This window comes from Sphingopyxis sp. A083 (assembly GCF_001468495.1).
Taxonomy (GTDB): domain Bacteria; phylum Pseudomonadota; class Alphaproteobacteria; order Sphingomonadales; family Sphingomonadaceae; genus Sphingopyxis; species Sphingopyxis terrae.
In genome coordinates, this window is sequence record NZ_LNSK01000002.1 from 236,256 (window position 1) to 256,228 (window position 19,973).

Sequence of the window (19,973 nt, forward strand, 5' to 3'; positions counted from 1 at the left end):
CGGTGCCGGGCCGCGGAGACTGCCGAACGGTCATCGCGACTTCGGCAGGCCGAGCAATCGCTCGGCGATGATGTCGCGCTGGATCTGTGCCGTCCCGCCCGCGATCGTTGCGGCGAAGCCGCGCAGATAGTCGCCGACGGCATTGTCGTCGCCATAGGCGAAGTCGATCATCGCCTCGCCCATCAGCAGCACCGCCATGCGTTCGAGGCGCTGTCCGAGCTCGGAGGTGAAGAGGCGGATCACCGAGGCTTCGGGTCCCGGCTGGCCCGTGCGGACGACGTCCGAGATATTGCGATAGGTCATCGCCCGCAACGCGGCCACCTCGGCGCGCATCTGGGCGAGGCTGTCGGCGATACGTTCGTCCCTGATCATTCCGTTCGCCCGCGCGGTCGCGATCAGCTCGGCAATTTCCTGACCTTGCTTGACCTGATCGGCGATGAAGCCCGTGCCGCGCTCGAAGCTCAGCGTCGACATGGCGACCTTCCAGCCATTGCCGATCCCGCCGACGACATTGGCAAGCGGTACGCGGACGTCGTCGTAGAAGACTTCCGCGAACTCGACCTCGCCCGAAATCTTCCGGATCGGCCGCACGCTGATCCCCGGCGCGTGCATGTCGCAGATCACCCAGCTCAGTCCGGCGTGCCGCTGCGATCCCTCTTCGGTGCGCAGTACCAGTTCCTGCCAGTCGGCGACATGGGCGAAGCTTGTCCATATTTTCGAGCCGTTGACGACGATCTCGTCGCCTTCGATCCGGCCGCGGGTCTTGATCCCGGCGAGGTCCGATCCCGCACCTGGCTCGGAAAACCCTTGGCACCAGATCGCTTCGCCGCTCAGTATCCGCGGCAGGTGCCACGCTTTCTGCTCGTCGCTCGCGTTCAGGATCAGCGTCGGGCCGCCATGATTGATGCCGACGAAATTCGCACCGATCCACGGAGCATGGGCCTTTGCATATTCCTCGAGCCAGATGACCTGCTGGACGATCGACAGGCCGCGGCCGCCATATTCGACCGGCCAGTTGATCCCGGCCCAGCCGGCATCGAACAGCTGCCGCTGCCACGCCTTGTCGAAGCCGATCGCGTCGGCGGCATCGACCGGCCGTTTCTCGCGGGGAATGTTCGACAGCAACCAGTCGCGGCATTCGCCCCGAAATGCTGCTTCTTCAGGCGAAAATCCGGTCTCCATCAGCCGGCCTTCCCGCTGCCGCCGATCGGCTCGCCCTTCTTGCGCATCGCGGGGTCGAAGCCCGCGTTGCGCATCAGCTCGTGGCTGAGGCCGTTGCCGAGCGCCATGCCATCGGTCTCATAGATGAGCCGCTTGTTCTCGGCATTGCTGTGGCGGCTGTTGCCGAGGATCAGCGCGGCGAGCCCGGCGACCTTCGCGTCGAGCGCGTCATCGGGGACGCAAATATTGGCGAGACCCATCGCCGCGGCTTCGTCGCCCGTATAGGGCTGGCACGTCAGCATCATTTCGAGCGCCTTCGCCTGCCCGACGCGGCGCGGCAGGCGCTGCGACAGGCCCCAGCCCGGAACGAGGCCCCATTTGCCATGCGTATCGGCAAAGCGCGCGCTGGTGCCGCAGATGATGAAATCGGCGGACAGCGCGAATTCGAGGCCGCCGGTGTAGCAGCTTCCCTGGACTTTCGCGATCACCGGCTGCGGGAGCCTTGTCAGCCGTTCGAGGGTCAGCATCTCCTGCCGCAACCAGCCGAGCGCGTCGGGATGCGGCGGCGATTTGAGATCATGGCCCGCGCAGAAATGGCCGCCCGCGCCGGTGATGACGACCAGGCCGACGTCGGCGCCGTCCTGCTCGATATCGCGAACATGGCCGCGGAACGCGCGAAACAGCTCGCGGTTGACCGCATTGCGCTGGTCGGGACGGTTGAGTGTCAGCGTGCAGACGCCATCGGCATCGTGCCGCAGGACGAGGGTCTGGTCGTTCATGCCTTGTCTCCGCGCGCCCGGGCGATCGCTGTCTGCGCCGATCCGCTTTCGCGCGCGCTTTTGCCGAACTGTTCGCGGATCGGTACGAACTCGGGCATCACGAGGCTCCGGCGAAGCCAGTTCGCAGCATCGACGACGAGCGTATGTCCGCTGATGTAGGTCGCATAGGGCGAGCAGAGGAAAGTCGCTGCCCAGCCGAGTTCGCGCACCTCGCCGACGCGCTGGCCCGGGATCGTGCTGTCGCCGCGCTCGCCGACCCGGTGGCGCGTCATATGGTCCGGCAGATCTTCATGGGGGAAGCGGCCGGGCGCGATGCAGTTGACGCGAATGCCGTCGGGCGCCCATTCGACCGCGAGACTCTGCGTCAGGTTGGTGACCCCGGCCTTCGCCGCCGCCGAATGGGCGGTGCCGGGCCCGCCGGTCCAGCTGTATGTCGCGCCGATATTGAGGATCGCGCCGGGCACACCCGCGGCAAGCCGGCGGATCGCAAACTCGCGGCTGCAATTATAGGTGCCGTTCAGGACGATATCGACGACGGTCCGAAAGCCGTTCGGCGTCATTTCCTCGGCGGGGGCGGGGAAGTTGCCCGCCGCATTGTTGACCAGCACGTCGACCGGGCCGAGCCGGGCCTCGATCTCGTCGAACGCTGCCGAAATCGCGTCGGGATCGCGCACGTCGCAGGCGACGGCGATCGCGTCGGCGCCGACGGCACGCATGGCCGCCAGCCCCGCCTCGAGATGTTCGGGCTTGCGGCTCAGCAGCGCGATCTTCGCGCCAAGACGCGCAAACTCGATCGCCATGCCCTTGCCGAGGCCGGTGCCGCCGCCGGTGACGGCGACGACCTGGCCGTCATAGCTTCCGTCGGGCAGTGCCTTGGCGCCGAGAGGCGGAGGTGAGGGGAGGGCCATGCTATTTCCCTTTATAATTGGGCGCGCGTTTCTCGCGGAGCGCAGCGCGGGCTTCCTGATAATCTTCGGTCTTGAAGAGATAGCTTTGCGCATAAAGTTCGGCGCGGGTGCCGGTGCGGATGGTCGATCCATGCATCAGATTGATCATCTCCTTCGCCAGCGCGAGGTTGATCGGTGGCTTCGCCGCGATATCGTGCGCGATCTCCAGCGCCCTGGCATCGAGTTCGCCCGGCTCGACGACGAAATCGACCGCGCCCCATTCGAGTGCCGTTGCGGCGTCGATCTTTTGTCCCGACATCACCATAAATTTTGTCCGCGAGGGTCCGATCAGCGCGGTCATCATCTGGGTTCCGCCCGTGTCGGGCAGCACGCCATAGTTGATTTCGGGCAGCGCCATTTTCAGCGTGGTGTCGCTGACGCGGATGTCGGCCGCGATCGCCAGCTCGCACCCTCCGCCGATCGCGCCGCCTTTGACCGCGGCGATGATCGGCTTGGTCGCGTCCATCATGCGAAGCCGCGATTCCTGGTGGCGGCGGACGAAATGAAAGTCGCTTTCGTCGCGTGCGCGCTGGCCCAGCACATTGGTGTCGCGTCCCGAGCAAAAGGATTGTCCGTTCGCCCGGATCAGGATGGCGCTGGTTTCGTTCTCCTCCAGCGCCGCGAACAGCAACTGCTGGAACAGGTCGGACATGGCGTCGTCCATCGCATTGTGCCGTTCTGGCCGGTTCAGCGTCAAAATGCGCAGCGGACCATCGCATTCGCTCAGTATCGTGTCGGCCATCGCCCCGGTTCTCCCAAACCATTTCGACATAGATGTTGCACGAGTTGTATAACTAGGTCAATTATGTCGAAGCAAAGATGTTGGGGAGATGGCAGATGCTGAACGGCAAAACGGCGCTGGTCACCGGCGGATCGCGCGGCATCGGCGCCGCGATCGTCAAGCGACTCGGGACCGCGGGCGCACATGTCGCGATCAACTATGCCGGCAACGAAAGCGCGGCGCAGTCGCTCGCCGACGATATCATCGCGGGGGGCGGGAAGGCGTTCGTCGTACAGGCGGATGTGTCGTCGCTTGCCGATATCGAAAATATGTTCGCTGCCTGCGATGCGGTGTTCGGCGGGGAGCCGAATCTCGATATATTGATCAACAATGCCGGAATCGGGCGGAGCGGACGCGACGGAACGCTCAAGGCCGGTTCCGAGGATCTGTTCGACGCGCTCTATGCCGTCAACGTCAAGGGACCGCATTTCGTCACCCAGGCGGCCTTGCCGCGGCTTCGCGAGGGCGGGCGGATCGTCAATATCGGTTCGATGTCGGGCAAGGTCGGCCAGCCCTTCGCCGCCGGCTATGCGATGACCAAGCGTGCGATCCAGAGCCTCACCTTTTCGACGGCGCTCGCGGTCGCCAAGCGGCAGATCACCTGCAATTGCATCGCTCCGGGGGCCGTCGCCACCGAGTTCATCGCCGCGTTGCGCGCGCAGCCCGGATGGGACGAGGCAACGGCAAGGCACACCCCGATGGGCCGCCTCGGCGAGCCCGACGACATAGCCGGCGCGGTCATGATGCTGCTTGGCGACGATGCGCGCTGGGTCACCGGACAGGTGATCGAGGCGAGCGGCGGGCTTTCGATCTGATGGCCCTCATGACCGAAAAGCTGCGCGCGATCATGGCGCTCGATCCCGACCGGACCGAGATCGATTTCGAAGGGCGCGATTATAGCTGGGGCCGGATCGCCGACTCCGTGCGCGCGATCGAAAGCGCGCTCGATGCCATGGGGCTGCCCGCCGATGCGCGCGTCGGCGTGATGCTGCGCAACCGGCCCGGACATATCGCCGCGATCGTCGCGGTGCTCTCGACCGACCGTTGTCTCGTCACGCTCAATCCTGTTCTGCCCGACGAAAGACTGTTCGCCGACGTCGAGACGCTCGGGCTACCCGTCGTGATCGCCGATACGACCGATCTCGCGCGGCCCGGTCTGTCCGCGGCGCTCGCCCGGGCCGGGTCGGCGATTGTCGAGATCGGTCCGCGGCTCGAAGCCGTGCGCGTCATCGAGCCGCAGATACGGACCGACATCCGGACCTCCCCCGGGATCGCGATCGAGATGTTGAGCAGCGGAACGACCGGCACGCCGAAACGCATTCCGCTGAGCCGCGAGGCCTTCGACGCGAGTTTCCGCGGCTTCACCAAATATGAACGCGGGCGCAGCTTCGACGATCCGCCGAAGCTCAACTCCGGCTGCACGATGGTGGTCAATCCGCTGACCCATATCGGCGGCATTTACGGTTGCATCGCGGCACTCGCGGCAGGGCGCAAGATCGCGCTGCTCGAGAAGTTCAGCGTCGAGGCCTGGGTCGCGGCGGTGAAGCGCAACCGGCCCGCGGTCGCGCCCGCGGTTCCTTCGGCGGTGCGCATGCTGCTCGATGCCGATGTCGACCCCTCCGACCTGTCGAGCCTCCGCTCGCTGATCTCGGGCACCGCGCCGCTCCCCGCCGACCTGGTCGACGCCTTTTTCGACAAATATGGCATCCCGATCTGCAGCAATTATGGCGCGACCGAATTCGCCGGTGCAATCGCCGGCTGGACGATCGACGATTTCCGGTCGCTCTGGAAGGAAAAGCGAGGCGCCGTCGGCCGCGTCCACGGGGATATCGAGGCGCGCATCGTCGACCCTGACAGCGGCGCGATCCTCGCGCCGGGCGAAGAGGGACTGCTCGAACTGAAGGGCAGGCAGCTCAACAACGACATGCAGTGGCTGCGAACCACCGATCGTGCCACGCTCGATACCGACCGCTTCCTCTATATCCTGGGACGCGCCGACAATGCGATCATCCGCGGCGGTTTCAAGGTCCATCCGGACGATGTCGTCCGCGTGCTCAACGATCATCCCGCGGTGCGCGAGGCCGCGGTCGTCGGTGTGCGCGACGAACGGCTCGGCGCCGTGCCGGCCGCCGCGGTCATCCTCCGCGATGGCGCCAGCGCGCCATCGGTCGGCGATCTCAAGGCGTGGCTCAAGGACCGGCTGATCGCCTATCAGGTCCCGGTGCACATCCGCTTTGTCGCCGACTTTCCGCGTACCCCTTCGATGAAGCCGTCGGCCGACGGGCTGCAAGCCTTGTTCGAAGGCGCGCCATGACCGGGGACTTTGCCGGAAAATCGGTGATCGTCACCGGGGGTGGACGCGGTATTGGCCGAGGGATCGCGACCGCCTTCGCCGCGGCGGGCGCGCGCGTGATGCTGGGCGCGAGGACGATCGCCTATGCCGAGGACGCAAAGGCTGCGATCGAGGCCGCGGGAGGCGTGGCGGGCGTCTTCGCCTCCGATATCGCGCGGCACGACGATTGCCGCGCGCTCGTCGATGCCGCAGTCGCGGCCCATGGCGGGGTCGACATCGTCGTTCACGCTGCAGCCGATATTCCGCATGGCGGGATCGGCCATGTCGACGACGAGCGGCTCGAAGCGGGGTTCGCGAGCATCGCGAAGGCGGCCTGGTGGTTGCTCGACGCTGCGCGCCCGCATCTCGCCCGCGCGCGCGACGGCGGCCGGTTCATCGCGATCGGCTCGATCAACGGTACCTACAATGTGGTGCCCAACATGACCGCCTATGGCATGGCGAAAGCGGCGCTCGATGCCTTCATTCGCGGCGCCGCGGGCGATGTGGTGGGTGAGCGGATCACGGTCAATGCGATCAACCCCGGGCTCGTCGCCAGCGACCGTGCGAAGGCCGTGCTCGGCGATGACGGGCTCGCGGCCTATGGCGCGACCGTGCCTGTCGGCCGTGCGGGAACGCCCGCGGACATCGCGCACGCCTGCCTGTTCCTCGCCTCCGCCAAGTCCGATTATATCACGGGCACGACGATCAAGATGGACGGCGGTTCGACGGTCGCTGCTTCACCGGGCCGCGGCGACATCCTGCAGGAGCGGTTGAAACTCCAGCAAGGGAAGGCGCCCTGATGGACCTCGGGATTTCCGGCAAGGTCGCGCTCGTCTTCGGCGGCTCCAGGGGCATCGGTCTCGGTTGCGCAATCGAATTCGCGCGCGAAGGGTGCAGCGTGGTCATCGCCGCGCGTACGCAAGCGACGATCGATGTCGCCGTCGCCGACGTGGGGGCGGGGGGCGGACGGGTGATCGGCATCTCGGCCGACTGCACGACCAGGGACGGAATTGCCGACGCCGTGCGGGCAGCGAGCGACGCCTTCGGCCCGCCCGACATCCTGATCTTCAACGTCGATTCCGGCCCCAAGGGTTCTTTCCTCGAGGCGGACGACGATATCTTCGCCGCGGCGAACAACAATAATGTCATGGCGTTCCGCTGGGCGGTCCAGGCGGTGATTCCGCATATGCGGTCGCAGGGCTGGGGGCGTATCCTCACCATCGGCACCAATTCGGTCAAGGCGCCGCACCGCAGGCTCGCCCGCGCGGCGCAGAACACCTATCGGGTTGGAGCGCTCGCGCTGGCCAAGACGATTTCTGCCGAACTCGGCCCGATGGGCATCACCGTCAACACGCTCGGCACCGGTGCGATCGACACCCCGCAGTTCCGGGAGGTCTTCACGAAGATCGCCGAGGCGCAGGGCCAGACCTACGACGAACATATTGCCGAGCGCACCAGTCAATATCCCGTCCCGCGCATGGGCACCCCAGAGGAGATGGCAGCGGCAGCCGCCTTTCTCTGCTCGGACCGCGCCGGTTTCATCACCGGCCAGATTCTCGTGATCGACGGCGGCAGTCTCGAAGTCTTGCAATGAAGATTCGCAATCAAAGGAAGCGACATGAAACTCGACGATAATATTGCAGCAGTGGTGACGGGCGGAGCTTCGGGGCTCGGTCGGGCGAGCGCCGAGGCACTCGCCGGGGCAGGGGCGAAGGTCGCGATCTTCGACGTCAACGAGGAGGGCGGCAAGGCGGTCGCCGACGCCATCGGCGGCCTCTTCTGCAAGGTCGATATCACCAGCGAGGATAGCGTGGTCGCGGGATATGAGGCGGCGCGCGCGGCGCACGGCCAGGAACGCGTTCTCGTCCATTGCGCGCAAATCTCGAAGGGCGGCAAGACCGTCCGCTACGACAAGGCATCGGGAGGCTATGTCCGCTTTTCCACCGACGATTATGCCTTTTCGGCACAAGGCATATTGATCGCAACCTACCGGCTCGCGTCGCTGTCCGCGCTCGGAATGGCGAATGCCGAGCCACTGAACGAGGATGGCGAGCGCGGCGCGATCATTCTCACCGCGTCGGCGGCGGCGCAGGATGCGCAGATCGGCCAGGTTGGCTATGGGTCGCTGAAAGCCGGCGTGAATGGGCTGGTGCTGCCGATGGCGCGTGACCTGATGGATCTCGGAATCCGCGTCAACTCGATCATGCCGGGGATTTTCGCGACGCCCCCGATGCTCGCGGTCAAGGATCGCGCCCCGGCGATTTTCGAAGGTCTTTCGGCTTCGGTTCCATTCCCCAAACGTCTGGGTCATCCCGAGGAGTTCGGCAGCCTCGTGCTCGAACTCGCGCGCAACGGCTATTTCAATGGCCAGAATTTGCGGCTCGACGGTGCCATTCGCATGCCGCCGAAGTAGGAGCGTGCCGTTGAACGTCCCCCAGCAATTTCCTTTCGCACGCCAGTCGGCCGGGACCGCTCCGGCCCGCCGTCCGGGATCGATCCGGCGCACGACGTCGATCGATTCCGATTGGCCTGACGGATTTGGCCAGCCATGGGAGATGAAAGGGCGCGCGCGCGACCTGCTGACGCCGGCGCAGGGCGATCCCGTCGTGCTCGCGGCGGGCAGCATGGATATCCGGACGTCGCCGATCCGCGAGATTCTCGAAATTTCGGCGATCCCGGATCACCCGCGCCTTGCCGAAATGGTCGGCGTGCGGGCGGGCGGGGCGAGCCGTCATGCGCTGGCGGCAACGCTCGGCGACATGCGCGGCACCCCGATTTTTCAACTGCTCGACGATTTTGCCGGTGCGAGCCTCGTCGCGGGGTGGAACTGGTCGCTCTGGATCGACAACTGGCGCGAGCGGATTCGTGGAAATGTCCAGCAAACATCGGTAAGGAAGGGGCAAATGGTCAACATTTGCACCGGCTTTACCGAAGGGGCGAGTTCGCTGACCGACGATGGATCTCCCGACCACATCAACCAGTCTTCGACCGAAGTCGGTCCGCTTGCCAATCCCGACGATCCCGCCGGCTGGCACGCGATGCCCGATCAGGCCGGGCGGCCACAGGCGCGCCGGGCGCGGCGTATCGACATTTGGCGGGCCGAGGGTGTTCTCAAGGTCGATGCCGGTTTCCAGGATAGCGGTCCCAATCCGCAAGGGACGCGCACCGCGATCCACGAATATCGCGTCTATGCCGAAGTCGATGAAGACAGCGAAACGCTTGTGTCGCTCCAGGCCTTGCCGCTGATCCTGCCGTACCGCGAATGCCCCGGGGCGTCGATCAAGGCGGCACGAATGATCGGGCAGCCGGTCGGAGCGTTTCGCGAAGCGGTGCTCGACACGCTGGCCGGCCCGCTCGGTTGCACGCATCTCAATGACGTGTTGCGCGCGCTTGCCGACGTCCCCGTCCTCGCGCGAATGTTGCCGAAAAGACACAATTAAGGGCGTTCCGGGCGGTTTCCGCGACGGAAAGTGCAACTCACTTGTCTATCTTGTTAGACTTAGTTATATAACTGGCCAAGCGAGGACGTCAGGAAGCCTCGCAGGGAGGATGTTGATCATGATTTTCAGGCATAAGTTCGATTCGGCCCGAGGTCTTGCGACGGCGTCATTTGCGGCGATCGCCATGTCATCGGTGCCCGCGTTCGCCCAGCAGGCTCCCGGCACGCCGGCTCCGGCGGACGATACGCAATATGATGACCAGGCGATCGTCGTCATCGGCGTGACGAAACAGGCGGCCAATGTGCAGGACGTGCCGACCGCCATTGTGGCTTTTTCAGGCGACGATTTGACCGATCGCAACGTGACGAACATCCAGGCGATCGCGGCCCAGACGCCCGGCCTCCTCATCCGCGAATCTCCCAACAACTCATCGTCGATCAACATTGGCCTGCGTGGGCAGGTTCAGAACGACAACCTTGCCACGGTCGATCCTTCGGTCGGTGTCTATGTCGATGGCGTCTACTGGGCGCGCTCCTATGGTCTGAACGCCGATGTCCTCGACGTGCGAAGCGTCCAGGTTCTGAAGGGCCCGCAAGGTACCTTGTTCGGTCGCAACACGTCCGCAGGTGCGCTGGTCGTCGAAACCAACGATCCCGACCTGAATCGCTTCGGTGCTTCGCTCAGTGCCAGCTATGGCAATTTCAACGAGCGGATCGGCACCGCGGTAGTCAATATACCGTTGATCAAGGACCGGCTTGGCGTTCGCGGCGCGATCCGGATCAACAAGCGCGACGGCACGGTAAAAGGATATAGCCTGCCTTCAGTCCTTGCCGGCACGCCGACGCTTACCGGCGCCCGCTACAACAATCGCGATATCCTGCAGGGCCGGCTCAAGGTCCTCGCGATGCCAACCGACAATATCGAAATTCAGCTCAGCGGCGAATGGTATGATTCGGAGCAGCAGGGCGCGGCACGCTTCCTGAGCCATGCTTCGCCGGCGCTCGGCGCCGCCGGCACCACCCTGGCCAATTATGACCTCGCCAATCTCGACCGGGTCTCGATCACCTTGCCGCTTGACGGAATTACCGGATTCGGTCCATCGACGCAGGGTATCGCGCCACAGCCTTTCACGAACACCAAGACCCAGACCTATCGTGCCGGGATCAAGTTCGATTTTGGCGACGCGACATTCTCGCTGTTGAACAGCTATCGCAAGGTCCGTTCCCACAGCATCAACGACCTGGACGGCACGGCCCTTGTCGCCGGCAACAACGATTATGTCATCGATCTCGAGCAATATACGAGCGAAATCCAGCTTGCCGGAAACACCTTCGGCGACAAGCTCGATTATGTCGTCGGCCTATCGTATATCGCTGAAAAAGGGAATGATAATAGTCAGGGGACGACTTACACCGGCCCCGCTTATACAAGCGGAAACACCTTCCGCAGCAATATCAAGAATGATGCCGTCGGTATTTACGGACAGGCGAATTTTCACGTTACCGACCAGATCGATCTCGTCGCGGGTGTCCGGCACAGCTGGGATCGGCGCAAGAATGTGTCGGATAACATCAATTTTCGCGTAGGAAGCGTGGATACACTTCCGACCGGGGCGAACCGCTGCATTTCTCCCTCGGTCTTGCCGACCGCGGACGGACACTGCTTTGTCACCGCATCGGACAGCTATCAGGCCTGGTCCTATACTTTCGGGGCAAATTTCCACCTGACCGACGACGTGATGATCTACGCGAAGACGGGCAAGGGCTATCGTGCCGGCGCGCAACAATTGCGCACCGTCGGTATCGTCGGGGGGAAGGACACATCGATTGCGTCTTTGCCCGAGCAGAATTTCGAGCATGAAATCGGTATCAAGAGCCAGTTCCTTGACCGCAAGATTACTCTGAATATTGCCGGCTATTACAATACCGTGAAGGACTTCCAGTCGTCCCAGATCCTCACAGTCCCTGGCACGACAACTCGATACACGTCCGTTGTCAATCCGGCAGACCTTCGCAACTATGGTGTCGAGGCGGATTTGACCGTCAGGCCCATTACCGGCCTTGCCTTCTATGGTTCGCTCGCTGCGAACAACGAAAAATACAAGAATTGTGCGAATGACCGGTGCCCCGACTATATCCGCGATATCATCCAGACGCAGTTCAATGTCGGTGGCAGCTACGAAGGCGATCTGGGTTTCGCCCGCCTTGGCCTGAATGTGAATTACAGCTGGACGGGCAAGGTTCACCTCGACGCCTTCAATCGCGAGGTCGATGACATCGCCATCGCGCTGTTCGGCTCGACCGCTCCGCTCGCCAACCCCGCGGTCGCGGCTCAGCTAGGCGCACTCGCTATCCCCGATGCCGAATGGGCACGGATTTCGACGCGACGCTCGGTCGGCATTCTGGACGCCCGCGCCGGTCTCAAATTCGGTGACGACGATCAATTCGAAATCTTTGCTTTCGGTCGGAACCTGACGAACGAACGCTATCTCCAGCACACGCAGTATCTCTTCAGCGTGACGACGTCATCGATCCGCAATGACCCCCGCACCTATGGTGTCGGCGTCTCGGCCAAATTCTGATCACGGCCGGTCGATTGTGAAAAACGGGGAGGTTTCTGACGAAATCCTCCCCGTTTCATTTTGTGGAGCTATATTATGAGCAGGGGCCTTTGCATCGTAGCGGCCACCGCCTTGACCTTTGCCGCCAGCAATATCGGTGTGGCCAGTCCTTCACCGGCGGACAAATGCGTCGCTTCTGCCTTTCCGCATTCCGACGGGGTTACCATCCGATCTGTGGAAAGGCGGGAGGCCCCGTCGCCACATTGCCGCGTCGATGGGTATGTCACGACGCAAGATCCGGGGCCGAACCGGGTCAATTTCATGCTCGCGCTTCCGGACAATTTCAACGGACGCTATGTCATGACCATTCAGGGCGGAGCCGCAGGCTTTGTACCTGATCCCGCGGCGACCCAGCTTGCGACCGGTTATGCGATTGCATCGACGGACAAGGGAACCCGGCCGGCAAATATATTGGATTTTTCCTGGCGCAAGGATCCGGCTCAAGCGCGGGATTGGGCCTATCGCGGCGTTCATGTATCGGCCCAGGCCACTCAGCGCCTGACGCGAACCTATTATGGCGAGCGATCTTTCCACCGGTTTGCTCAGGGCTGCTCGGGCGGCGGCGATGGTACCCTGTCGAATGCCGAGCTCTATCCGGGCGATTTCGATGGCTATGTGGCAGCCGCCATGTCGACCTCCAATCTCGAAATCAATCATATCTGGGGCGCTATCGCCCAATATATGTACAAGAATCCCTTGAGTTGGATTTCTCCCGAAGAATGGGCACAAGTCCACAGCACGATGCTTTCGCGGCACGATGGCGACGACGGAGCTATCGACGGCCTGATCTGGAACCCGATGGGTATCAAGCTCGACCGCGAGGATTTTCCCTATCTCAGCGATGCCCAGTTCGGATTGATGAATTTCATCTCGACGGGCCTCAAGCCTGAACAGGGTACAAGTTATCCGGGCTATTGGCTCGGTAACGTCACGGCCTTTCCCAGCTTCCTGACCGGGACCAAGCGGCCACCTTGGACCGATTTGCAGGATTATCCCGCCGGCTTCATGGTAACCGCGACGGGCGCCAAGGGGTTCAAGGGGCCTGATTACGACATCTTGCAGGCGATGAATTACTCGGATCGCGCGGCGTTGATCGCTGATCGCGATTTCCAGGCCGCCAACGGCCGCTACCAGTTCGATCCCGCGCGGATCGACGCCCTCGAGAAAATCGGCGGCAAGTTGATTCTGTGGAGCGGAGCCGCGGATCAGGCCGTGCCGCCTGAAAATGTGCTCGCCTATTCCAACGCGCTCGTCGCGCGACATGGTGAGGCAAGAGCGGGGAAGTTTCTGCGCACTTTCTTCGTTCCCGGTCTGCATCATTGTTCGATGGGTGAGGGGGCGCCGACGGATGCGCCCGATCAATTGCTCGAGGCGATGGCAATATGGGTTGAAACCGGCAAAGCCCCGGAAATGGTGATTGCGGGCAATCCAAGCCGTACGGGCGGGAATACCGTCACCGGGCTGGGGGATGGTCCTGTCGCAACGCCCGCCACCCGCCATTACAAGCTGTGCGCTTTTCCTGCCCGATCGCATTTCATCGGCGGGATCGGCAATCCGACGAAGCTCGATATCAACGATGCGGCGAACTGGCGGTGCGTGAAATAGGCGGGACGTGGCGGTAGGGCATGACCTCCGTTGGCGCCGGCCCCGTCAAGCTCTCAAATGCATATGGCCCGGAAGAGGAATTGGAATGACTGGCTCAGTTTCGCCGACACGTCGCAGCATTACGTTCGGCCTGCTTTTTGTCGTTGCCATATTGAGCTACGTTGACCGGCAGATTTTCACGCTCTTTCAAGACGATATCAAGGCCGAGCTCGGTCTGGGCGACGGGCAGCTGGGAATGTTGACCGGTTTGTCCTTCGCACTCTTCTATGCGCTTGCGGCTTTTCCTATCGCGCGATACGCGGATCGCGGCGACCGCCGCCTCGTGATTTCTGTTTGTGTGGTCGTCTGGAGCACTGCCACCGCGCTTTGCGGCATGGCGCATAGTTTCTGGCAGATGATGGCGGCACGGATCGGGCTCGCGGCAGGTGAGGCCGGGGCGGGACCTGCTACCAATTCGCTCCTTACCGAAATCTACCCCGCCGAACGGCGAACGCTGGTAATCTCCGGAATGCTAGCCGCGAGCGCGATCGGGCTTTCGGGCGGCCTTGCTCTAGGCGGCTGGCTCTCGCAATATTTTGGTTGGCGTCAGGTGTTCCTGATTCTTGGCTTGCCGGGCATCGCCATCGGACTCTCCGTATGGCTGTTCAGTGCAGAGCCGCGGCGGCGCGGCCGGGCCGAAGGCAGTGCTCCCGTTCAGCAGATCGCGCTGGGGGATGTTCTTCGCACGATGGCGGGGAATGTGTCGCTGCGTTGGGTTGCCTTGCTGCTGACGATGGTGCCGTTGACGGGATTTGCTCTCATTCTGTGGGGCGCGTCATTCTTCCAGCGCGTGCATGGCATGAGCAAGGCGGAAACGGGTTTCTGGCTCGGAGGTGCCATGGCGGCGGGTTTGGTGATCGGCAATTTGCTCGCGGGTTGGGTTGGCGACCGTTATGGTAAAGCTAATCCAGGCTTCAATGGCTGGTTCGCCGGGCTTGGCCTGATGATCGCCTTTCCCTTTGCGTTGATGTTCGCGCTGTCGTCCAATCCGTATGTCGCGTTGGCGTGCTTTGTCGTCGTCAAATTCATGATGACGCTTCACCTAGGTCCAATCATCTCGTTGAGTTTCGCTCAGGTGCCGGTGGCGATGCGGGCGATGATGTCAGCCACGATCAACATGTTCATCGGTCTTGCCGGAACCGGTCTGGGTGGCACAGTCGCTGGCTATGTCAGCCAGTATTACGCGGCGGATTATGGCGACAAATCACTGCAGCCGGCGCTGGCTGTCCTGTCCGGCTGTCTCTTGGTCGGCGGCGTTGCGGCGATTATGGCGGGCCGGACGGCGCGGCCGCTTGCGGACGGATAAAAAAAAGCCCCTCCCCGTTCAGGGAGGGGCTTTGACATTTGGTAGGGCCCGTTTTCAGGCTGCCGCCGTCGCACTCGTGGCGACTTCGGGGGTAACGCCGAACAGCCGCGCGGCATTGAGGCCGAGGATGTTGCGGCGCACCTCCTCGCTGACGTCCAGACCTTCGAAGAGCTCGTCAACGATGCGGCGGCTGATCGGGAAAGTGCCTTCGGCGTGGGGATAGTCCGAGCCCCACATCACATTCTTGGCCCCGGGAAGGCCGGCAGCCGCCGATGCAACGCACGCCCGATCATGCTGGAAACTGGCCCAGATCTGGTCGTCGACGATCTGGCTCGGGGCCCGGCTGAGCTTCGGGAAAACGAAATTTGCGTGCGCGATCGACACCTCGTCCATGCGCTCGGCGAGCGCGACGAGCCAGCTCGCGCCGCTTTCGATGAAAGCGACCTTCGCGCCGGGATTGCGGTCGAGCACGCCGCCCGACACCAGATACATGGCGCTTTGCTGCGCGTCGGTCATCTGGTTCGTGTAATTGATGATCCCCGCGCCGGGGCCGCGCTCGACCACGACCGTTTCGAGGCCGGTGCCGGTGTGCATGACGAAGACGATACCGAGCGCTGCGGCCTTGGCAAACACCGGATCCCAAGCCTCGCTGTTATATTTGGGGAGGTTCGGCGGCGACACCGCAGGCAGCATCGCGGCGGTGAAGCCCTTCGAGGCAAGATAGTCGAGCTCGGCGATGGTGTTCGAAAAATCGAGGACGGGGAGCATTCCGCAACGCACGAAACGGTTGCGATGGCCGCCGAGGAACGCGTCGTTCCAGTCGTTATAGAGGCGCGCCGAGGCAGCTTCGGCCTCGGGATCGTCGAGGCAATAGAGCCACAGGCCGAGCGAGGGGAAGCAGATTTCCGCGTCGATGCCTTCGAGCTCCATATCCTCGAGGCGCCCTGCGATTTCCCGGATGCCCTTGCGTTCATTGTCACCCAGCGCCTTCTCGCGATGCTGGCCGACGCGCAGGCGATAGATGATTTTGTCCTTGGTACCGGTGATCAGATACTCGCCTTCCTTGCGCGAATGGATCGCATGATCCTTCAGCGAAGCGGGCAAGCCCTCCAGAAAGATATCCGCGGGTTCCATGATGTGGCTGTCGGCGCTGAACACAAAGGGTTTCATGACGAATTTCCTCTCGACTCGACATTGCTGTAGACGGAGATAATAAGTACCTAGTTATATAAGTCACGGCAAGGATAATCTGGACATACCGTGTTTCTGGCTATAAACAGATACCTAATTAACGGAGAAGATGATGGACGCATCCCCCGCCAATGAAACGCTCGCGAGCCGCACCGCGCGTGCGCTCGTAAGCCTGAGTCTCGCCGCCGATCCGGGCGATTTCCTCGGTGCGGAGGACGATCTGCTCGGACGGTTCGGGGTAAGCCGCCCGACGCTCCGCCAGGCTGCGAAAATGGTCGAGCGCGAGCGGTTGATCAGCGTGCGGCGCGGGACCCGGGGCGGTTTCTTCGCCGAACGGCCCGACGCGCGCGATGCGATCCAGTCGCTCGCGCGGTTCCTGCGCATCCGCGGCGCGAGTCTCGGTGACGTCATCCAGGTCACCCGGCCCGTATCGGAGGAGGCGGCGGCCGCCGCCGCGCAGCGGCGCACCGCGGAGGATATCGGGCGGCTGCAGGCGTTCGTCGCGACGATCGAGGCGCGCGATACAGCGCGCGACCTGATCGCCGCCGAGGTCGAAATGGCCCGGCTGGTCGCGCGGATGTGCGGTAATCCGGTCGTCGAGCTGGTGATGGAGATCGGATATAGTTTCGGTCTCGATGAACGCGGCAGCGACCTCTACGCCGACCCCGGCCGGCGCGAGCGCACGCGCGCGATGCAGCGCAGCCTGTGCCAGGCGATCATCGACGGAGACGAGGAAATTGCACGGTTGATGATGCGTCGCCGGTCCGAGCAGTTCGACGCCTGGCTGCATGCCGGCGCCGCGATCGGGAAGGGACGGGTATGAGCATCGTTCAGTATCGCGGTTTTGCAGGCGTCCGGCTCGAGGCCGAGGTGATCGGCGCGGACAATGATCCCGCCGTGCTGCTCCTGCACGGAGCGGGTCAGACGCGCGAGGTCTGGCGCGGTATCGCGGGCGCGCTCCAGGAGGCCGGACGGCGGGTGATCAGTCTCGACCTTCGCGGTCATGGGGGAAGCGAATGGCCTGCGGACGGGCGCTACGATTTCGACACGCTCGTCGAGGACCTGCGCGCGGTGCTGGCCCAGATGGAAACGCGTCCGGTCGTCGTGGCCTCGACCCTCGGCGGCTGGGTCGCCAGCGCGGCGCTTGAACGCGACGCGGCATTGCTTGCAGCCGGCCTGGTCCTCGTCGATCTCCCGGTCCGCATCGATCCGGAGGTCTCGCAGAAAATCGGCGAGCGGCTGCGCACTGCGGCAACGCTCGCTCCCGGCCAGGCGCAATGGGACGTGCGGCTGCTCGGCGCCTTCGACAGCGGCGCGATGACCGAGCGGCTCGACGGGATCGCCGCCGGTATCGCGGTCCCCACCCTCTATGTGCGCGGGGCGATGAGCGAACTGGTATCGTCTGCCGACGCCGCCGCCTTCGTCGCGCAGCTCCCCGATGGCGAGCTCGTCGAGGTGGAGAATGCCGCGCTCGTCGTCACCGAGGATCGCATCGATGCACTGAACGGTCATCTCATCGAATTTCTCGAGCGCCGTGTTCCGCGCGGCTCGCCCGAATATCGTGCCGGATCCGATGCGCGGACCTTCCGCGACGCGCTCGGCTGCTTCGCGACCGGGGTGACGGTCGTCACCGCCACCTGTCCCGACGGCACGCCGATCGGCCTCACCGCCAACAGCTTCACGTCGGTTTCGCTCGACCCGCCCCTTCTGCTCGTGTGCATCGCGAACAATGCCGGCAGCGCGGCGATCCTGCGCGAGGCGGGCCGCTTCGCGGTGAATGTTCTGCAGATCGGCCAGCAGCCGACCTCGAACCGCTTTGCGGGGAAGGGCGAGGACCGCTTCGCCGCCACGCCTTGGGAAACAGGCGAGTTCGGCACACCGGTGCTCACCGGCTCACTGAGCAGCTTCGAATGCGCGTCGGAGGCGGTTCACGACGGCGGCGACCATTTCATTCTCGTCGGCCGGGTGCTGAAAGCGATCTTCGAGCCGCGGCGCGATCCGCTGCTATACTTCCGGGGCAAGTACCGCAAACTTCATTTCGCTTGACGGCTGGACAAGCCCGCTTCACGATCATATCAAACCTAGTTATATAACTGGGAATCAAGGAGAGGAAGCCGGATGGCTTGGTCACATCAGGACAAATGTGCGATCGTCGGCGTCGGGTCGACCGACTATTATGTTCGCGGCAAGAGCTGGCCGCGGACGATCAACGACATGGCGGCCGAGGCGATCATGAACGCCTGCGCCGATGCCGGGATCAGCCACAAGCAGATCGACGGCTTCTCCTATTATTCGGGTGCAGGTGCCGGCTATCTCGACAAATTCGATACGGCGAGCCTCATGGAAACATTGGGCATGCCGCACATCAGCTATTCGGCGACGCTGACCAGCGGCGGTGGCGGCTGCCCCGGCGCAATCGGGCTGGCGACAGCCGGCCTCATGAACGAGGATTGCACCTATTCGGTGACCCTGATGGCGCTGCAGCAATTGCCGCAGCACCGGCTCGGCGTCGTCTTCGGCGCAGCGGCGCCCAACCCCGAGAACAGCTTCCTGCAGCCGTCGGGTCTCGTTGGTCCCGGTCATCTGATGAGCGTGCTCGCGCGGCGGCATATGCATCTCTACGGAACGACGCAGGATGCCTTTGGCGAGGTGGTGATGGCGACGCGCGCCAACACCCACAACCGGCCCAAGGCGGTCCGCAAGAATGCGCTGACCAAGGAAGAATATGACGCCTCGGTAATGCTCGCCGATCCGCTCCGCCGGCTCGATTTCTGTCTCGAAACCGACGGCGCGGTCGCGGTGATCACGACGACGATGGACCGCGCGAAGGACTGCCGCCACAAGCCGGCGGTGGTCCATGCCTGCGCCCATGGCGGCCAGCGCGAATGGGGACGTGCCTTTGCGTGGATGGGAATGCCCGATCCGCATTTCGCGAGCTCGGGCCACAAGTTCACCGCCGACCGCGTCTGGGCGCAGTCGGGGCTTGCGGCCAAGGATATGGATGTCGCGCTGATCTACGATCATTTCAGCCCGATGGTGCTGATGCAGCTCGAGGATTATGGCTTCTGCGAAAAGGGGGAGGGCAATGATTATGTCCTCTCGGGCAAGCTGCGCTACGATCCGGCAACGGGGAAGGGCGTCAATGGCGGCACCCCCGTCAACACCCACGGCGGCAATTTGAACGAAGCCTATATCATCGGCATGACGCATATCGTCGAAGGCGTCGAGCAGGTCCGCGGTACCGCGATCAACCAGGTCAAGGATGCCGAATTCGCGCTCGTTTCGGGCGGCCCGGCGTCGCTTCCCGTCTCCAGCCTCATCCTGCGCAAGGACTGAATCCATGACTTACGGCCCCGCCCGCGCACTTCCCGGCGACCAGATCCGCATCACCACCAATCCCGATACCGAACCTTTCTGGCAGGCGGCAAAGGAGCATAAGCTCACGGCATGCCAGTGCGGCGAATGCGGCCATTTCCGTATGCCGCCGACCCCCGTCTGCCCCGAATGCGGCAGCCGGGCGAAGAACTGGCCGACGCTTCCCGGTACGGCGACGATCTTCAGCTATGCGATCTGCAACAAGAATCCCAAAAATGGCGAGGATTATGTCTATGTCCCCGTCGTGGTCGATCTCGACGGGGCGCCGGGCGCGCGTCTCAACGCCAATGTCTCGGGCTGCGATGCCGAGGAGGTCCATATCGGGATGAAGGTCATTGTCGACTGGACTCCGATCCGGGACGACTGGGTGCTGCCCAATTTCAGGAAGGCCTGACCG

18 protein-coding genes are annotated in these 19,973 nt (G+C 63.4%); 13 read left to right on the forward strand and 5 right to left on the reverse strand.

Going from position 1 to position 19,973, the window contains the following annotated elements:
- Positions 1-30: 30 nt before the first annotated feature.
- The 4 genes from ATE59_RS05335 to ATE59_RS05350 are packed head-to-tail and all read right to left on the reverse strand — an operon-like array spanning position 31 to position 3,629.
- A complete protein-coding gene (locus ATE59_RS05335) occupies positions 31-1,182 on the reverse strand; it encodes an acyl-CoA dehydrogenase family protein (protein WP_058811471.1) in 1,152 nt (383 codons plus the stop codon).
- Entirely contained in the window at positions 1,182-1,940 is a 759-nt protein-coding gene (locus ATE59_RS05340; RefSeq protein ID WP_058811472.1) for an enoyl-CoA hydratase/isomerase family protein, read from the reverse strand. The genes ATE59_RS05335 and ATE59_RS05340 overlap by 1 nt, the downstream gene beginning before the upstream one ends.
- Positions 1,937-2,848, reverse strand: coding sequence for an SDR family oxidoreductase (locus ATE59_RS05345; protein WP_058811473.1), 912 nt, complete (start codon positions 2,846-2,848; stop codon positions 1,937-1,939). Before ATE59_RS05345 ends, ATE59_RS05340 begins: the two co-directional genes overlap by 4 nt.
- A 1-nt stretch (position 2,849) precedes the next feature.
- Positions 2,850-3,629, reverse strand: coding sequence for an enoyl-CoA hydratase/isomerase family protein (locus tag ATE59_RS05350; protein ID WP_058811474.1), 780 nt, complete (start codon positions 3,627-3,629; stop codon positions 2,850-2,852).
- Positions 3,630-3,724: 95 nt separating this feature from the next.
- Here ATE59_RS05350 and ATE59_RS05355 point away from each other — a divergent pair, with 95 nt between their 5' ends.
- From ATE59_RS05355 to ATE59_RS05395, 9 genes are all read left to right on the forward strand, one after another.
- Complete coding sequence (locus ATE59_RS05355) at positions 3,725-4,483, forward strand: SDR family NAD(P)-dependent oxidoreductase (protein WP_058811475.1); 759 nt, start codon at positions 3,725-3,727, stop codon at positions 4,481-4,483.
- The gene (locus ATE59_RS05360; protein WP_231737188.1) at positions 4,483-5,982 is read left to right on the forward strand and encodes a class I adenylate-forming enzyme family protein; all 1,500 of its coding nucleotides are present in this window, start codon (positions 4,483-4,485) and stop codon (positions 5,980-5,982) included. The genes ATE59_RS05355 and ATE59_RS05360 overlap by 1 nt, the downstream gene beginning before the upstream one ends.
- Positions 5,979-6,800 carry an SDR family NAD(P)-dependent oxidoreductase gene (locus ATE59_RS05365; protein ID WP_058811476.1) on the forward strand — a complete coding sequence of 274 codons (822 nt, stop codon included), beginning with the start codon at positions 5,979-5,981 and terminating at the stop codon, positions 6,798-6,800. The genes ATE59_RS05360 and ATE59_RS05365 overlap by 4 nt, the downstream gene beginning before the upstream one ends.
- On the forward strand, positions 6,800-7,594 hold the full coding sequence (locus ATE59_RS05370; RefSeq protein ID WP_058811477.1) for an SDR family oxidoreductase: 795 nt from the start codon (positions 6,800-6,802) through the stop codon (positions 7,592-7,594). The genes ATE59_RS05365 and ATE59_RS05370 overlap by 1 nt, the downstream gene beginning before the upstream one ends.
- Before the next feature lie 24 nt (positions 7,595-7,618).
- The gene (locus ATE59_RS05375; protein WP_058811478.1) at positions 7,619-8,413 is read left to right on the forward strand and encodes an SDR family oxidoreductase; all 795 of its coding nucleotides are present in this window, start codon (positions 7,619-7,621) and stop codon (positions 8,411-8,413) included.
- Between the two features lie 10 nt (positions 8,414-8,423).
- On the forward strand, positions 8,424-9,440 hold the full coding sequence (locus ATE59_RS05380) for a DUF2889 domain-containing protein (RefSeq protein WP_197409133.1): 1,017 nt from the start codon (positions 8,424-8,426) through the stop codon (positions 9,438-9,440).
- On the forward strand, positions 9,391-12,021 hold the full coding sequence (locus ATE59_RS05385; RefSeq protein ID WP_197409134.1) for a TonB-dependent receptor: 2,631 nt from the start codon (positions 9,391-9,393) through the stop codon (positions 12,019-12,021). The genes ATE59_RS05380 and ATE59_RS05385 overlap by 50 nt, the downstream gene beginning before the upstream one ends.
- Before the next feature lie 75 nt (positions 12,022-12,096).
- Positions 12,097-13,665, forward strand: coding sequence for a tannase/feruloyl esterase family alpha/beta hydrolase (locus tag ATE59_RS05390; RefSeq protein WP_082657311.1), 1,569 nt, complete (start codon positions 12,097-12,099; stop codon positions 13,663-13,665).
- A gap of 85 nt (positions 13,666-13,750) precedes the next feature.
- Positions 13,751-15,010, forward strand: coding sequence for an MFS transporter (locus ATE59_RS05395; protein WP_082657312.1), 1,260 nt, complete (start codon positions 13,751-13,753; stop codon positions 15,008-15,010).
- Positions 15,011-15,064: 54 nt separating this feature from the next.
- Here the strand turns inward: ATE59_RS05395 and ATE59_RS05400 are convergent, their stop codons facing one another.
- The gene (locus tag ATE59_RS05400) at positions 15,065-16,180 is read right to left on the reverse strand and encodes an amidohydrolase family protein (protein ID WP_058811483.1); all 1,116 of its coding nucleotides are present in this window, start codon (positions 16,178-16,180) and stop codon (positions 15,065-15,067) included.
- A 130-nt stretch (positions 16,181-16,310) separates the two neighbouring features.
- On the opposite strand from ATE59_RS05400, the gene ATE59_RS05405 reads away from it, so the two are divergent.
- The 4 genes from ATE59_RS05405 to ATE59_RS05420 all read left to right on the forward strand — a co-directional run bounded on the left by ATE59_RS05405 (position 16,311) and on the right by ATE59_RS05420 (position 19,970).
- Entirely contained in the window at positions 16,311-17,024 is a 714-nt protein-coding gene (locus ATE59_RS05405) for a FadR/GntR family transcriptional regulator (RefSeq protein ID WP_058811484.1), read from the forward strand.
- Positions 17,021-18,247: an alpha/beta fold hydrolase gene (locus ATE59_RS05410; RefSeq protein WP_058811485.1), complete on the forward strand. Its 1,227-nt coding sequence runs from the start codon at positions 17,021-17,023 to the stop codon at positions 18,245-18,247. The genes ATE59_RS05405 and ATE59_RS05410 overlap by 4 nt, the downstream gene beginning before the upstream one ends.
- A gap of 72 nt (positions 18,248-18,319) precedes the next feature.
- Positions 18,320-19,537, forward strand: coding sequence for a thiolase C-terminal domain-containing protein (locus ATE59_RS05415; RefSeq protein ID WP_058811486.1), 1,218 nt, complete (start codon positions 18,320-18,322; stop codon positions 19,535-19,537).
- A gap of 4 nt (positions 19,538-19,541) precedes the next feature.
- Positions 19,542-19,970, forward strand: a complete 429-nt coding sequence (locus ATE59_RS05420) for a Zn-ribbon domain-containing OB-fold protein (RefSeq protein WP_058811487.1) — start codon at positions 19,542-19,544, stop codon at positions 19,968-19,970.
- Positions 19,971-19,973: the final 3 nt, after the last annotated feature.